General features: G+C 32.7%; 14 protein-coding genes. 6 read left to right on the plus strand and 8 right to left on the minus strand.

The genetic code is table 11. The features are described 5' to 3' along the window. Positions 1-8: 8 nt before the first annotated feature. The 3 genes from LJ207_RS03845 to LJ207_RS03855 form a co-directional block, all read right to left on the minus strand. Entirely contained in the window at positions 9-2711 is a 2703-nt protein-coding gene (locus LJ207_RS03845) for an efflux RND transporter permease subunit (protein ID WP_229344229.1), read from the minus strand. 20 nt (positions 2712-2731) lie between these two features. Beyond that, a complete protein-coding gene (locus LJ207_RS03850) occupies positions 2732-3220 on the minus strand; it encodes a MarR family winged helix-turn-helix transcriptional regulator (RefSeq protein WP_229344231.1) in 489 nt (162 codons plus the stop codon). Positions 3221-3297: 77 nt separating this feature from the next. Continuing rightward, positions 3298-3825, minus strand: coding sequence for a tryptophan transporter (locus LJ207_RS03855; protein ID WP_229344233.1), 528 nt, complete (start codon positions 3823-3825; stop codon positions 3298-3300). Between the two features lie 200 nt (positions 3826-4025). Between LJ207_RS03855 and LJ207_RS03860 the strand changes: the two genes are divergently transcribed. The 6 genes from LJ207_RS03860 to LJ207_RS03885 all read left to right on the plus strand — a co-directional run bounded on the left by LJ207_RS03860 (position 4026) and on the right by LJ207_RS03885 (position 10465). Then, complete coding sequence (locus tag LJ207_RS03860) at positions 4026-4832, plus strand: glutaminyl-peptide cyclotransferase (RefSeq protein ID WP_229344235.1); 807 nt, start codon at positions 4026-4028, stop codon at positions 4830-4832. A gap of 33 nt (positions 4833-4865) precedes the next feature. Then, positions 4866-5501 (plus strand): lactate utilization protein, encoded by a 636-nt coding sequence (locus tag LJ207_RS03865; protein WP_229344237.1) that lies wholly within the window; start codon positions 4866-4868, stop codon positions 5499-5501. 91 nt (positions 5502-5592) lie between these two features. Continuing rightward, a complete protein-coding gene (gene zwf, locus LJ207_RS03870) occupies positions 5593-7122 on the plus strand; it encodes a glucose-6-phosphate dehydrogenase (RefSeq protein WP_229344239.1) in 1530 nt (509 codons plus the stop codon). Positions 7123-7146: 24 nt separating this feature from the next. Continuing rightward, on the plus strand, positions 7147-7803 hold the full coding sequence (locus LJ207_RS03875; RefSeq protein WP_229344241.1) for a cyclase family protein: 657 nt from the start codon (positions 7147-7149) through the stop codon (positions 7801-7803). A gap of 11 nt (positions 7804-7814) precedes the next feature. Further along, positions 7815-9215 (plus strand): NADP-dependent phosphogluconate dehydrogenase, encoded by a 1401-nt coding sequence (gene gnd, locus LJ207_RS03880; protein WP_229344243.1) that lies wholly within the window; start codon positions 7815-7817, stop codon positions 9213-9215. A gap of 80 nt (positions 9216-9295) precedes the next feature. Beyond that, positions 9296-10465 carry a glycosyltransferase family 4 protein gene (locus LJ207_RS03885; RefSeq protein WP_229344245.1) on the plus strand — a complete coding sequence of 390 codons (1170 nt, stop codon included), beginning with the start codon at positions 9296-9298 and terminating at the stop codon, positions 10463-10465. A gap of 62 nt (positions 10466-10527) precedes the next feature. Here the strand turns inward: LJ207_RS03885 and LJ207_RS03890 are convergent, their stop codons facing one another. The 5 genes from LJ207_RS03890 to LJ207_RS03910 all read right to left on the minus strand — a co-directional run bounded on the left by LJ207_RS03890 (position 10528) and on the right by LJ207_RS03910 (position 16226). Beyond that, positions 10528-11304 (minus strand): DUF1295 domain-containing protein, encoded by a 777-nt coding sequence (locus LJ207_RS03890; RefSeq protein WP_229344247.1) that lies wholly within the window; start codon positions 11302-11304, stop codon positions 10528-10530. A 1-nt stretch (position 11305) separates the two neighbouring features. Next, complete coding sequence (locus tag LJ207_RS03895) at positions 11306-13108, minus strand: DAK2 domain-containing protein (RefSeq protein WP_229344249.1); 1803 nt, start codon at positions 13106-13108, stop codon at positions 11306-11308. Between the two features lie 183 nt (positions 13109-13291). Beyond that, complete coding sequence (locus tag LJ207_RS03900) at positions 13292-14326, minus strand: ATP-binding cassette domain-containing protein (RefSeq protein WP_229344251.1); 1035 nt, start codon at positions 14324-14326, stop codon at positions 13292-13294. After that, on the minus strand, positions 14319-15020 hold the full coding sequence (locus LJ207_RS03905) for a GTP-binding protein (RefSeq protein ID WP_229344252.1): 702 nt from the start codon (positions 15018-15020) through the stop codon (positions 14319-14321). The genes LJ207_RS03900 and LJ207_RS03905 overlap by 8 nt, the downstream gene beginning before the upstream one ends. Next, positions 15021-16226, minus strand: coding sequence for an ABC transporter substrate-binding protein (locus tag LJ207_RS03910; protein WP_229344254.1), 1206 nt, complete (start codon positions 16224-16226; stop codon positions 15021-15023). Positions 16227-16375: the final 149 nt, after the last annotated feature.

Here is a 16375-nt window from a genome sequence, read left to right on the forward strand (position 1 = left end):
GTCTTGGGTTAAACTTCTTTTTGAATAAACTTAGGTTTGAATATATTGAGCATCAAAGGCAAAATTGTTAAAGCAGCTATTGATGAAGAAAACATAGTAACTGCTATCAAAAGCCCTAAATAAACCAATGGATAAAAGTTTGAAAAGAGAAGGACAAGAAAGCCCGCTGCAACAGAGATAGCATTAAAGATAATTGCCTTACCTGTTGAAGTTAAAGTATTTTGGGTTACTAAAAATAAATCATCACTTTTTTGTCTTTCTTTATGATAGCTGTGGAGAAAGTGAATTGTATAATCTACTCCAATACCAATTGCAATAGAAGCTACCATCGCTGTTCCTACATCAAGCTTAATCCCACTATAACCCATTAAACCAAAATTAATCAAAAGAGCAAAGGCCAGGGGAACAATCCCATAGATTCCAGCAATTAATGATTTAAAAGAATAGGCTACTATTAAAAAGACCACTATAAATGAGATTAAAATACTTCTTGTCTGACTGCTAACAATTAAATCATTTGCCGCCTGGGCCATCACTGCATTACCTGAAACTGTGGTTTGGTAACCATCAGGAAAATTATCTTCAGTATAATTTAAAATTGCCTCTCTAACCTCTCCAGCTACAATGGTACTGGGGTCATTAAGTTGGACTAAGATTTGTGCTTTATCCGGTTCTAAATCATCATTTATCATATCATCTAGGCTGCCTGAGTAAAGCAATAAATATTGTGAGATCAGATTTTGAAGATTTTCCTCTCTTTGAGCTCCATATTTTTCTAAATCATGTGGTATTTCATAATAATTTGCAGCCTGAAAGTTCATTTCTTGATTAAGCAGATTAACCAACTCATCAGCTGTGATATCTAGCCTATCAGCCCTTGCCAAGGCTCTATTTAAAAGCATCATAAAGTCATATTCACTCAAATTCTGATCTTTATCAGGACCGGGCATTATCTCTCTTTCAAGAGCTTCCTCTGCTTCAGGCTCTGCCTCATAAAAACTAGATTCATCACTTTGAGATTCTGATTCCTCATAAAAACTGCCTGTATCTCCCTCATCATTCTCTTGATAAAAACTAGCATTATCATTATTATCTACTCCATCTTCTTGATTATAGAAGCTGGCCCCATCATCAACTCCTTGCTGATCATTTCTTTCTTCTTCAGCAATCTCTTCATCCGGATAATGCATTACCTGATTCATTCTTTTTATATAATCGGCAATAGAGGACATTTTTCCAACCTCTGCAAAAGATGAACTCATATAGTTTTGCAGATCAGCCATCGGTTTTAATATTTGGGGATGATTAAGGCTACCCACATCTTCTCCTTCAATCATCACATTCATAATAGTTGTACCGGCAAAGTTTTTGTTGATAAAATCATCTGCCTGTCTAATTTGGCTGTTTTCTTTAAACATCTCAATTAAAGGTGTATCTATTACAATTCTATTTAAACCCATAATTGAAACTATAATAATGATTAGGGCAGTTATAATTATGGAAATTCTCTTATTTGAATAAAATTTGTGTAATTTTAAAATCGTTGATTCAAAATAATCTATTTTTTGATAATTAAGCTTGGAACTATCTTTTTGCAATGAGAAAATTAAGATCAATAAAGACGGTATTAAAAACAGAGATATTATAAAAGCGGTTGAAATACCTATAGCTGTAAAAATACCAAAGGTTCTGATCGGAATAATTTCACTTGAAGCAAGTGAGCCAAAACCTACTGCTGTAGTTAAAGCAGCAAGAAAGACCGGTTTACCTAGCTGTTTAACTGTTTTAAGTACTAATTCTTCCTGTTTAACTTGATCAATCTGACCATCATATTCGGCTAAATAATCATAATAATGGCTTAAAATATGAATTCCATAAGCACTTCCAACTGCAATCAATAACACAGGTATCACTGTTGAGACAAGGGTTAAATTAACACCAAGATAAGCCATCAATCCAACTGCCCAAATACTGCTGATCGTTACATTGAGCATAATTAAAATAACGGGCAAAATTTTTCTGAAAAATATATATAAGGTTAATATTAAAACAAGTATAATAAAGGGAATTAAATATTGTATGTCTTCTAACATACTATCTCCCATTCTGACATTAATCGCTGTAGCTCCTGAAATATAGCTTTCTAAACCTCTATTATTATGTTCTTCTGTTACTTCCTCAATTTTATAATATGCAGCATTTTCTTCCTCTGTTGAAAGCCCTTCATTAAGGGTGATTAAAATTTGGGTAGCTTGAAAATCATCTGAATAAAGATTATTTTTATAAAGATCCCAGCTCAATAAATTTTCTTTAATCTGATATTTCTCACTTTCTGTTCTGGGTAGTTCAGGGACTAAATCCTCAACCAACATTCCTTCTGCTGTTCCTTCTATAAACTCAACATTTGTCAGTGAGGTTACCTCATCAACCTCTGCAATGTTTTCTAAATCCTTTGTCATATTTTCTATTCTACTTAGATTGTGATAATCAAAAATACTACCTTCTTGAAACTTAACTGCAGTCACTACACCATCATTTTCACCAAATATCTCCTCTATTTCTTCAGTAGTAACTTTAGAAACATGATCATCTGGTAAGAAGACCTCAATATCATTATTTATTTCTATCTTTGGTAACTGTAAGGCAAAAAATATTGTAATCACTAAGATTACAGTTACTATCAACTTATTATGCTTTAAAATTCTTTTCATCACTATACCTCCCGAGCACTCTAATCTACTTTGTCCTGTACCATTTCATACATCTTTTCTAAAGTTTCAATTACTTTTCTAGCATCTTTTTTAGGTATCTCTTCTAAAAAATAATCAAACCATTTTTGATAAATACTTTTGATTTTTTGCTGCTTTTCTTTTGCTTTTCTGCTTAAAAAAATTAAATTCACCCTACCATCTTTTGGTGATGATTCTTTACGGATATAACCCTTTTCAATTAAACTGTTAACTGAGCGAGAAACTGTAGCTTTATCTACTCCCAAGTTCTCTTCTAAAGCTTTTTGGTTTATTCCATCTCCATCTTTATATAGATGAACCAGCATATTCCCTTCACTATGATTAATATTGAGTGGCTCCATTAACTTGTCAACAAATTGATCATGATGCTTATATAATTTTGCTATCCATTTTCCAATTGGAGCATCTACCTGCATAATTATCACCTCAGATTTAGTTGCAGCTGCAACTTGTTTTTTATATAATATCATATATTAGTTGCACATGCAACTATATTTTCAAAAAAAGAGCCCTTAATTAAGGACTCCAAAAATTATAATATAATTTTTTATACAGCTTCATTTTCGGCCTGGTTATATTCGATATCCATTGCAAAATCAACCACACTAAAGAGTACAACTGCTGTTACTGTATTAATTACTGCTGCCGGTAGTACCACTGTTGAAAATAAAACCATAAATGGAGCCGGTAGCGCAACTAATAAAGAAGCTATAGTCAGAAACAAACTTCCACTTATAACTGTTCCAACTGCAGTTGTAATCCCTGCAGCAACTCTTTTTGAGGCAAACTTTGTAATAACAGGTATTAAATTATATACAATTACAAAGGTAAGTAATTTATCTATAATATTTGCTACCTGTCCCCCGGGAAAAGTGGTTGTTAAAGCTGTAAACAAACCGGTAGACAAAGCTACCAAAAAACCTAATTTAATATCCCTTTTGATAATTAAAATAATAAACATCATCGCCAGGGTTACATCAGGTTTCATACCCAATACCAAGGGGGGAGTTAAAGTCCTCAAAATCATTGCCACTGCCACCAATAAAGCCGCCTGTGCTAAATCTCTTGTTCTCATCTCAACTCATCTCTCCTCTTATATTTTTTTCTAAACTCAACTCAACTATTAATTGATTATATTATATATTATTAAGAATTTTATGTCAAAATATTTTAAAAGAGCAAAAATAAAGGTTTTAAAAGCTCAATAAAGAAAATAATAATTAATCAAGCACTTTTAAAAGCTCACACAATTAAAGCATTTGTAAAGGAGTCAAAATGAAAAAGACAGTTAAAATAATTATTATAATGGTTTTCTTGCTCCTGCTGAATAGTTTAATATTAACGCAAATACATATTTTTGCTTCCCTGCAAAACGAAAATCTAGATTCAGAACTAAAAGCAATTAATTATGAGATAATAAATGTTTATCCTCATGCAATTGATGCTTTTACCCAAGGTTTAGTTTTCCACCAAGGATATCTTTATGAAAGTACAGGTCAGTATGGAAGTTCTTCTCTACGCAAAACAGATTATCAAAGTGGTGAAATAATTAAATCAATCCAACTTGGGAAAAATTATTTTGCTGAAGGAATCACAATTTTTGATAATAAAATATATCAATTAAGCTGGCGAGAAAATACTGCCTTTGTTTATGATTTAGATTTTAATTTAATAAAAACATTTAATTATCAGGGAGAAGGTTGGGGTTTAACTGCAAATGAAAACTATTTAATTATGAGTGATGGCAGCCAATTTATTTATTACCGGCAAGCAGATACTTTTGAAATAGTAAAAAAAATTGCCATAACTGCTGATGGAGTTCCCCTGCAAAACATTAATGAACTCCAGTACTTAGATGGGTATTTGTATGCAAATATCTGGTTAGAGGATTATATTGTGAAGATTGATCCTAAAAAAGCTCAAGTTAAAGCTTATCTTGATCTAAAAAATATTATAGATAAAGATCAATATGAGCATCAACTTGATGTCTTAAATGGGATTGCTTATTTAGAAGAAAGAGGAAGTTTTATAGTGACTGGGAAATTATGGCCTAAGAGCTTTGAAATTGTTTTAATAGACTAATTTAAAAATTTTAAAAAGAAGGGTGATTAAATCATGGAAACAAAAAAACTATTTTATCAAAGAAAAGCAGAAGATCTAATCAAAAAACTTAAGCAGAGGAATATGGAAGGTTATTATTGTGATAATGCAAGCGAGGCAGTTGCTAAAGTAATGAGCTTAATTAAAGAAAATTCTTCAGTTTCCTGGGGAGGCTCAATGAGCTTAAAAGAAATTAATCTTTTGGCAGAGCTAGAAAAAACTGAGCTGAATTTAATCGACAGGTCTAAAGCCAAAAACCGAGCTGAAAAAGAAGAAATATATCATCAAGCTTTAAATGCAGATTATTATTTAATGAGCTCTAATGCAATTACTCAGGATGGAAAACTCATTAATATAGATGGTACAGGTAATCGCTTAGCTGCTCTGCTTTATGGCCCTAAAAATGTTATTATTGTTGCCGGAATGAATAAAGTCTGTATTGATGAAGCTGCAGCCTTAAAAAGGGTAAAAAATCATGCTGCACCTGAAAATGTAATGCGCTTAGATAAAAAAACTCCCTGTGCTAAAACAGCTCGCTGCCATGAATGTCAAGTAGAAGATACTATTTGTTGTCAGACTGTAATTACCAGACGTTCAAGTCAAACAGGGAGAATAAAGCTTATCCTGATTGGAGAAGAATTAGGCTATTAGTAAATTCATTTACAGTTTTAAACTAGTATTTGTGTTAATTTAAGAATACTGATTTAAATAAGCCAATCTATTTTAAGGAAGGTGGCTGGAAATGAATGCTAGATTAATCAAAAAATTAAAGCAAGTAGAAAAAGAAAAAAATATAGAAAATTATTTTCAATTCGTTCTTTTTGGCGGAACTGGAGATTTGGCACATAATAAATTACTGCCAGCTTTTTATAATATGCTCAAAAAGGATATACTTCCAGACAATTTTACTATTATTGCCACAGGAAGGCGTTATGACAGCCAGGAAGAATATCTGGCTGCAATCAAAAATTCTTTGAGTTCAAAGCTTAAGCTTGATAAACGAATCTGGCAGTTATTAGCTGCAAATATAGAATATTTTGAGCTTAATTTTAAAGATGAAGCAGACTTTTTGGCTCTAAAAGAAGTTCTAAAAGAGAAATCTGCTGGAGAAAAAATTCATAACCGCCTCTTCTATTTAGCTACTGCTCCAGGCTTTTTTACTGAAATAGCAGAAAAGCTAAAAAAATTTGATTTATTAAACCTTGCTTTTGAAGATAGAGACTCAAAACTCGTTATAGAAAAACCTTTTGGTAGTGATCTTAAATCTGCACAAAAATTAAATAAGAATTTAAACAATATTTTTTCAGAAGAAAATATTTTTAGAATAGATCATTATTTAGGTAAGGAAATGATTCAAAATATAATGGTAATTAGATTAAGTAATCCTATCTTTAGGGCCCTCTGGAAGAAAGAATATATTGATAACATTCAAATCTATTTAAACGAATCAGAGGGAGTAAAAAATAGGGGTAAATATTATGATGATACAGGTGTGATTAAAGATATGATTCAAAATCACATGCTGCAGATCCTCTCCTTGATTACTATGGAAGAACCTGATGATTTATCAGCCCAGGAAATTTCTCGAAAAAAAGTAGAAGTCTTTAAAGAACTGGCAGAAATTAACCTTGATAATTTCGATAAGCACATAGTAAGAGGTCAATATACAAGCAGCCAAAAAGAAGATAAAATCATTAAAGCTTATCGAGAAGAAAATAATATCCCTGATGATTCAATGACCTCAACTTTTATTGCCTTAAAGCTCTTTTTGAATAATCAGCGCTGGCAGGATGTACCAATCTATATTAAGTCAGGCAAAAGACTGGCTAAAAAAGAAGCTGCTATTGCTGTAGAATTTAATGATGATTTCCACCAGTCCTACCTTAAAGACAAAGGTAGTGAAAGCAATTTGCTTTTAATCAAAATCCAACCAGAAGAAGGTATTTCTCTGCAGTTTAATACCCGCAAACCAGGCAGCATTAATAAAATTCTACCTGTTCAAATGGAATTCTGCCACAGCTGTGAACAACTTTTTAATTCACCAGAAAGCTATGAAGTTTTAATTCATGACATGATTCTTGGTGATAAGACCTTATTTACAAGCTGGGAAGAAGTTTATTATTCCTGGAAGTTTATAGATAAATTTATGCAGAAATGTGAAGAAGAAAATATTAAGCTGCACCAATATCCTGCTTTAAGCCAGGGACCAAAAGCCGCAGATGATCTATTAGCCGATGATGGAAGACAGTGGTGGGACAAAAAGTTAAAATAATTTGCATTTATAGGAGGCAAAACAATGTATGATATTTCTATGACAATAAAAAAAGATATGCCTGTTTACAAGGGCAAAGCTGAAATTAGACCAGAATTAAAAGTGGTCAGAGATTACAGCGATGGAGATGCTCATGAAAGTGAAATAAAGATGAATGTCCATACTGGTACTCATATTGATGCACCTCTGCATATGTTAGAAGATGGAGAAGACAGCAATATTTTTCTACAGCAAAACCCTTTTTATCAGGCTCAGCTCTTAGATTTAAGCGATATTGAAGAAAAAATCACTGCAGCTGACTTAAAAGAGTATCAGATTAAAAATAATGTCTTTTTAATCTTAAAAACTAGAAATTCAGACAAAAATTATTTAGAAAAAACACCAGAAAAATTTATTTATTTAGCAGAATCTGGGGCAAAATATCTTTTAGAAAAAAATCTTCAGGGGATTGGAATTGACTCTAATGGGATTGAAAGAAATCAAGCTGAACATCCAACTCATAAAAAATTACTTAAAAATGGAGTAATAATTCTTGAAGGTTTAAGATTAAATGTTGTTCCTGCAGGAGATTATGTGCTTTTACTCTCCTTGTTAAAAATAGCAAATAGTGATGGCCTACCTGCTAGAGCCCATCTTTTTGATCAAGGTGAAATAGAAGAAATTTTGAAAAGCTATAATTAGGAGGGCTAAATATGCCAAAATATGAGATTGCTTTAATTGGTCTTTCGGTAATGGGCCAAAATTTAGCTTTAAACATTGCTGAAAATCATTCTATAGCTGTCTATAACAGGACAGAATCTAAAACAAAAGAGTTTATGGAAAAGAAAGTTAAAACTGAGAATATCAAAGCAAGTTATGATTTAAAAGATCTCCTCTCTTCACTTACTAAACCACGCAAAATAATGTTGATGATTAAGGCTGGTGAGCCAGTGGACTTAGTAATAGAAAGTTTGCTGCCCTATCTTGAAAATGATGACATAATAATTGATGGGGGTAACTCTCATTTTAAGGATACAAACAGAAGAACAAAAAAACTTGCTGAAAAAGGTATTCGTTATTTAGGAGTAGGTATCAGTGGTGGAGAATATGGAGCTCTTCACGGGCCTTCAATAATGCCGGGAGGAAATAAGGAGGCTTATCAAGAAGTTGAAGCAATTTTAAAAGATGCAGCTGCCAAAACAGAAAAAGGTGCCTGTGTAAGTTATCTTGGTCCAGATTCTGCAGGCCATTATGTAAAAATGATTCACAATGGCATTGAATATGGGATCATGGAAATAACTGCTGAAATATATGATTATATGAGAAAAGTTATGGCTTTAGAGCCCTCCCAAATGAGCGAAATTTTTGCTGAGTGGAATCAAGATTTTCAGTCATATTTAGTAGAAATCACAGCCAAGATTCTAAAAAAAGAAGATCCCCAAAATGGCGAAAAGTTAATAAACCTTATTTTAGATAAAGCAAAACATAAAGGAACAGGAAAATGGAGTGTGCAAAATGCGCTTGATTTAGGTGTGGCAGTACCTACCATTAATGCTGGGGTAAATGCTCGCTTACTCTCTGCTCTCAAAACAGAACGAGTAGAAAATTCAAAAGAATTTCACAGTCCAGATAGAGCAAAGGTAGAAAATGAGCTAATAATTCCCAAACTAAAATCGGCTCTTTATTTTGCTTCTGTTATAGCTTATGCAGAAGGATTCAAACTGCTGCAGTCAGCTTCAAAAGAATATAATTATCAACTTAATTATCAGGAAATAGCAAGAATCTGGGAAGATGGTTGTATTATCCGTTCTGCAATCTTAGAAGCTATTCAAAAATCATTTGCTGATAATAATAATCTCAACACCCTGATCAAAGCGGAGTTCTTTAAAGATAGATTAAAAGCAGCAGGAGCCGACTTAGAAGAGATATTTACTACAGCCGCCTTATCTGAATTACCATTAACAGCTCTCCATGCAGCTTCTGATTATTTTAACAGTTTAAAATCAGAAAACCTGCCTGCCAATTTGATTCAAGCTCAAAGAGATTTTTTTGGTGCCCATACTTATCAGCGCCGAGACAAAGAAGGAGTTTTTCATACTGAATGGGAAGCTTAATCCAAGCTTGAAAGCCCTCTTCTTTTCTGAAAGAGGGTTTTTATAATTGATAAATATTTTAGGGAAAGGAGCTAAATATTATGAGAATATTATTGGTTAATCATTTTCCACTGGAAGGTTCAGGTAGTGGTATCTACACTAAAAATATTGCCCAGCGTCTTTTAGATAAAGGCCACAAAGTAAAAGTAATTGCTGTGGATAATCAAAAAGTTGAGAATAATCAATATCAATTTCCAGTTGAAACTTTAGTTTATGAAGATTTTCCCTGTTTTACAACTCATCCAAAAAGCAATAATCAATTTTATAATTTAACTAAAGCAGAAATAGAAAGTTATCTAAATAGTTTTGAAGAAATAATAAATAAAGCAGCAGAAGAATTTGAGGCAGATCTAATCCACGCTCAACATCTTTGGGTTGCTCCCTATGCTGCTCAAAGTACAAATCTACCTTATATAATTACAGCCCATGGTACAGACCTTAAAGGTTTTAAAGAAGATCAACGCTATCGAGAAATTGCTTTAGAAGGAGCCAAAAATGCTGAAAAAATCATAACTATTTCTGATCAGGTTCACCAGGATGTAAAAAAGTATTTTTCTCCTCCTGAAGCTAAACTAAGAAAAATCTTAAATGGAGTTGATGATAATTTATTTAAAGTTCTAGAGCCTGATCGACTGGAACTACTGCAAAAATATGTGCCTGAAATTGAAGAAGACCCCTCTTATTTGATAACTTTTGTTGGCAAATTAACAGAGTTTAAAGGGGTTGATTTATTAATTGAAGCAGCTCAAAAATATGAAAAAGAGTTCCCAGGTATAACAACCTTGATCATTGGTAGTGGTGAACTTTCAGCTCAGCTAAAAGCTAAGGCAGAAAAATTAAATTTAGAAAAGCTTTATTTCCTCGGTAATTTAAAGCAAAATGAATTACCTGCTTTATACAGCAGTGCTGATCTATCAATAGTTCCCTCTCGAGTAGAGCCTTTTGGTTTGGTTGCAGTAGAAGCTCTGGCCTGTGGTACTCCAGTTATAGCTTCAAGAGCTGGTGGACTGCCGGATTTTATTAATCCAGAGGTTGGCAGATTATTTGAAATGGATAATTCTGATGATTTAGCTGCTAAGATCAAGCAAGGAATTAATGAAGAAGATAAGGCAAAGAAGGGAGAATATGCAGCAGATTATGCCTTAAATAAATTTTCCTGGGCAAGAGTAATTGATGAACTATTAGAGGTTTATGACTCAATCTTAAAGTAATTAAATATTTAACCATTTAAAAAGAGATGGCTTTTAAGCCATCTCTTAAATAATTTAAAAGCTTATTCTTTGGGCAGCCAGGGAAAAAACTTATTGGTTTTTTCCGCATATTTTTGATATTCTTCATCATTTGCATATCTTTTTTCTAAGAGGGGCACTCCAGAAACAAACAAAAGCAGATAGGTAATTAAAATTGGACTGTAAATAAATTTCCAGCCTCCACTGACTGAAAGGGTTATAATAAAAATCCCCCACCAGATTAGAGTCTCCCCAAAATAATTGGGATGTCTGCTGTATTTCCAGACCCCTTCTTTCATAATATGGCCATCTTTTTCTTCAGCTGGTTTTTTTATAAAATCCTGCAGCTGTTTATCAGCAGCAGCTTCAAAGAAAAAACCTATTCCCCAAACAGCCAAACCAATAAAATCACTTATTTTCAAAGCCTGATATGGAGAATTGATAACTTTAATAATAGGTGAAGCAATTATAAAAAGTAGAGTTGCCTGTAAAATAAAGATACGAAAATATGATTTCAAATAAAAATTATCCCAATTCTCACGCCATTTTTGATATCGATAGTCTTCTCCTTTACCCCAATTTCTTTTCATTATATGATAGGCTAAGCGCAAACCCCAAACACTAACAATTAAGGTTATAAGGATTGTCCTGGGATTAAAGTTATCAGTAATATAAAGGGCAAAATTTGCTGCAAACACATAGCCTAAGCCCCAGGCAATATCAATAATAGAATTATCACTTTTATAAACAGCCAAGAGAAAAAAAGCTGTAAAAAATGCGTAGATAAATAATAAAACCTGTAAATAAATTGAAGTTAACATTTTATCCTTCCTCTCTCATCAAAACAGCAACTGCTGTACTACCTCTTCCTGCGTTAATTGCTACAATAGGAGAAATTTCTTCTACAAAGTCTGCTTTTTGTCCTAATAATTCTTGGAAACTATCAGCAAACATTTCTGCTCTTTTTTGATCATCACCATGGACAATAGCATATCTTTTTATACCACGCTCTTCTTGATGTTCTTTTAAAATAGCATTAATTTTTTTAAAATTACCTTTTTTACTAAAAGCCTTAGCAAAAGCAACACCATTACCTTCTCGATCTATAGAAATAATGGGTTTTAAATTGAGGAAATTAGCTATTTTACCTTTAAGTGGACTAACCCTGCCCCCTTTAACCATATATTTAAAATCATCTACACTAACATATATATATAGATTTTTTCTTATCTTCTCTAAATATTCTACTATTTCCTGATAACTTTTGCCATTACTCAGCTGCTCAGCAGCTTCCATAACTAATAATCCCTGAGCACCAGAATTGCTTTTTGAATCAATCACACTTATTTCCAATTTCTCATTTTCTGCTCTAATTTTTTCTACTGCTTTTGCTACATTATCATAGGTTCCACTCATCTTCTGAGAAACAGTAATCACGATTATTGACTGATAATGATCAGCTAAATAAGCCAACTTATTTTCTATTGTTTTTATAGTCGGTTGAGCAGAACTAGGATATTCTTCTGCTTCTTCAAGCATGGTAAAAAACTTTTCGCTGTTGATGGTTAATTTATCAAGATAATTACTACCATCAATTAAAATATTTAAAGGTAATAAATGAATCTGATGTTTGTCGATAAATTCTTGAGGTAAATCAGCAATAGAGTCAGTCAAAATTGCTGTTTCTGATATTTTATTATATTTTACCTGATATTGAAGCAGCATATCATCTGCTTTTTGATCAATAATATCTGCCAGTTGCTCAAGGTCAGCAAATAGTTCTTCGGGATTATTTGTATGAATATGAACTCTCAGTTTTTCTTCATCTCCGGCAATAATCAGTGAATCTCCTAAATATGATATTTCCTCTCGCAGCTTATCAGTAGAAATACTGAGATTTGCAAGATATGCTTCTGTACAATAACGATGGTTAATATCTTCTTCTAAACTAAGCTCTTTTTCACTTATCTTTTCAATGTTTTCTAGCTGAGTACTGCTAATTTCTTTTATATTACCGGACTTGATAAAATCTACAATTCCCTCTAAAAAATAGACAAATGCCTGAGCTCCAGAGTCAACCACATCTGCATCTTTTAATACCTGTAGTTTATCTTTGGTCTCTTGCAGTGATTTAAAAGCAGTATCAAGTGATTTTTCCATAGCTTCGGCAAAGTCATCTGTTTTATTTTTAAAATCTTTTAAAGCTCCAGACCAGTCTTTCATTACTGTTAAAATAGTTCCCTCAACAGGATTGCTTATCCCTTGATAAGTATAATCTACCGCATTTTCTACTGCAGCAGCAAATTCATTTAAATCAGTACTGGCCTTATTAGCTAAATTATTTTTAAGCCCATTAATAAATTGAGCAAAGATAATGCCTGAATTACCTATAGCTCCCTTTAATGCAGCATCACCCATTGATTTTAAGGTAACATTCAAAGAATCATCTTTAACCAATTCAGTTTTAACAACATTTAAAGTCTGACTTAGATTTGTACCTGTATCACCATCTGCAACCGGAAATACATTAGTTTCATTTAATTCTTTTCTATTTTTAATTACCTCTCTAGAGCCTGATAAAAAGGCATAATAGAGCCGATTACCATCAAGATAGTTAATTTGCAATTTCAATCCCTCCCGATTGAAAATTTTTAGATACTTTTCTCTAAACATATTATACCTTTTTTTAATAAGAATTAAAAGTTATTCAATTACAAAAATTTCTTTTTTGATTACAAAAGAAAAAACCCTATTTTCTTTAAGCGCAGCTGCAAGAAAATAAGGTTTAGTGATTATAATATTTTTTGTTTAAATATTTACTGCAGTTAGTTTATGACTTAACTTTTTTAGCTTATTCCCATAGCGGAGATCTTCACGCAGATTTGTTAAGACTTTATCTAGCACTTTAAGTTCCTGCATCAATTCTTTTTCTTCACTTGATGTTTCTATAATATCGATTATCCCACCATTATTGATAATAATCCTTTTATCTCCCATCAAAGCTAAAATGGGATCATGAGTAGCCATTAAAACTATCTTTTCTTCACCCACAAGTAATTCAAGTGCTTTTTCTCTATTGATACCAGCATTTTCAATTTCATCAATTAAAATAATGGGAGAAGAACTTAAAATAGCTGTATCTGCAATCATTAAAGCTCTTGACTGGCCCCCACTTAAACTGGTGATCTGAGCATCACGAGCAAACTGCTCACCTGCCAACTGATTTGCCTCTTTGAATATTCTTTGCACAACTTCTTTTTGATTATCTATTAAGCGGCTTTCTGCATGCAGATTTAAAAACTCCATAACTGAAAGATCCATAACAAAGTTCATGTTTTGAGAAAGCTGGGCAACTAATTTTTTGCCCCCCGAAAAACGCCATTTTTTATCAGGTACTTCATCATTAATTAAAATATGTCTTTCAGTTGGTGTATCACCTCTAGCAGTCCACTCTATATCAGCAAGAAGGCGGCTTTTCCCCGAGCCAGTTGGACCTACTATTGAAATGATTTCTCCACTTTTAATATCAAGTTTTTGATAATTTTCTTTTTCACCCTGCTTATTTTTACCAGCAAGGATTGATAAAAGTCCAACAGTAGAATCATTTTCACCTAAAAATTCCTGCATATTTTTAATATATGAGGTTAAACTGCTCAGAAGTTCATCTAGATTATACACTAGATCTTCTCTTTCTTCTCTGCTTAGAGAAATGAAGATCTCAGAAATTCTATTTTCTTTATCTTTAAGCGGAAATTGCTGTTCTTCAAAAAAACTTTCAGCATATGGATATTTTTCTAAAATCTCTTTGATAGTTAATTTTTTTAATTTATTTTTATTAAGCATTTTTATCACCTAAATCTATTTTTTTGACATTGCCAAGCTGGTGTTCTTCACCAATTCTGGTTTCTCCTAAACAATAAGAGCACATAGCAGAAGGCATAGAAAACCGCATTTTTTTTCCTTTAACAGTTTCAACATCTTCTTTTTGATCATAGAGCAGGGTAGAAAATTCATAGGCTCCCTGACCTGTTAAACCATTAATATTCATAACCATCGCTTCAGGGTTAACTGAGCTGACCCGGGAAGCAAAAACCTCCCTTTCTGCCTGAGACACTATATCTCCCTTTGTAATCACAACTATATCAGCAGTTTTTAACATCGGTCCTATTTTGCGGGGAGTATTAATCCCACTTAAATTATCTATAACACATACAGCTTTAATATCTTTGATATAGGGAGAACATCTATTACATAAACCTGCACTTTCAGTTATCAATAGATCCAGTTCTTTTTCCCTACCCCACTGTACTACTTCTTCAATATTACTAACAAAATAGTGGTCAGGACAGAGTGAACCAGAAAGTCCTTTTTTGACAGGCACACCTGCTTTAGCATAAAGCTCATCATCATTTGTATAAAGACAGTCAAATTTTACAACTCCGACTTTTAAATCCCGCTCCTGAATTGCTTCTATTGTTTTTAAAATTACTGCGGTTTTTCCAGAAGAAGGAGGTCCAGAAAAAGTTACTAAGTTCATTTACACCACTCCCACTGCATTATTAAATTCTGCTTCTAATTCTTTTAAAAGCTGACCAGGATTTTCTTCTCTTAAGAATTTCCAACCAGGCCACATAAATTTAGCATTTTGGGGAAGGTTATTATCAATTCCAGCTAAAACACTTGGGAAAAGGCCCTGTTCAGACAAAATTCTACCAATTTTCTCTGAAGCCATTAAGTCAATTATTTTTTTCAGCTTCTGCTTCTTTTGCTTTTTACTTAACATGAAAATTGGTGAAATCACTGCACCATCTTCTGGCCAAATAAACTGCATATGGGGAAAACGCTTAGCCATTCTAGTAAAGAAATAAGGCATTATTGTTACTGCAGCCTGATTCTGAGCTTTACGCCCACCCTCTTTGATCATCTGTGAGGGGTGTTGTGCTTTCTGCATTGAGCGTCCTAATTTTCGTACTCCTTCTTTACCATAGCTTTTATAGATATTTAATAAGATTGCATTAAAAAGGTCAAAATCACTAACAGGTAAACTGACACTATTGGCAAATTCTTCACTCATTACTTCTTCCCAGCTTCTGGGAATATCTCTACCATTTAGTTCTTCTTCATTAACTAAAAATACAGCTGGTACTATTGATAAAACAGAATAATCACCTTCAGGATCAAGCAGATCTATATTCTGCTCTTCGAAGTCACTATTTAATTTTTCAATTCCAGTTGCATCTGCAAAAACATCCTGTCTGCGGAAGCGATCCATTAAATCACGGTCAAAGAAAAGATCAAATCCAGCCGAAATAAAAATATCAAAAAGCTCATCTTCTGATTCAATATCCTCAAAACCATTTTTTAACCACTCTAAACCCTGTGAGGCAGATTTTAAATCAAGTTCTAGATTATAATCTATTTCACCTCTGATTTTCTCTAACTCCTCAGTAAGGGAATTTTTTACAGGACAGGGAAGTGAACCTGCAACCCTGATTGTTTCTGACTGAGAATTATTTTGGCTGTTTTCTCTAACTGCTGATTCCATTAATTCTACAAGTTTAGCCAAATCAATATTTTTTAAAGCTGCTGCCTGTTTTAAAGATATTTTAGAACCAAAGTCTTTTCTTTTCTTTTCATTATCAAGCTGATTAAATCCTTTATTAGTTAAAACAGAGATTACTGCGGGATACTTTTCTGTTATTTGGTATAAATTATCATTTACATTAATATTTAAGTTCTTCATTATTTTTAACATCTCCTTTAATTTTCATTATCTAAAGTATAGCATTCTACTCAGGTTTGTACTGTGATACAGCTCACTCTGTTTAAAATTTTTTAAAATCTACAAAAAAGTACAGTTTTCTTGCAATTAATGTTCTAATTTAATATCAT

The organism is Halanaerobium polyolivorans (assembly GCF_020711195.1).
Classification (GTDB): domain Bacteria; phylum Bacillota; class Halanaerobiia; order Halanaerobiales; family Halanaerobiaceae; genus Halanaerobium; species Halanaerobium polyolivorans.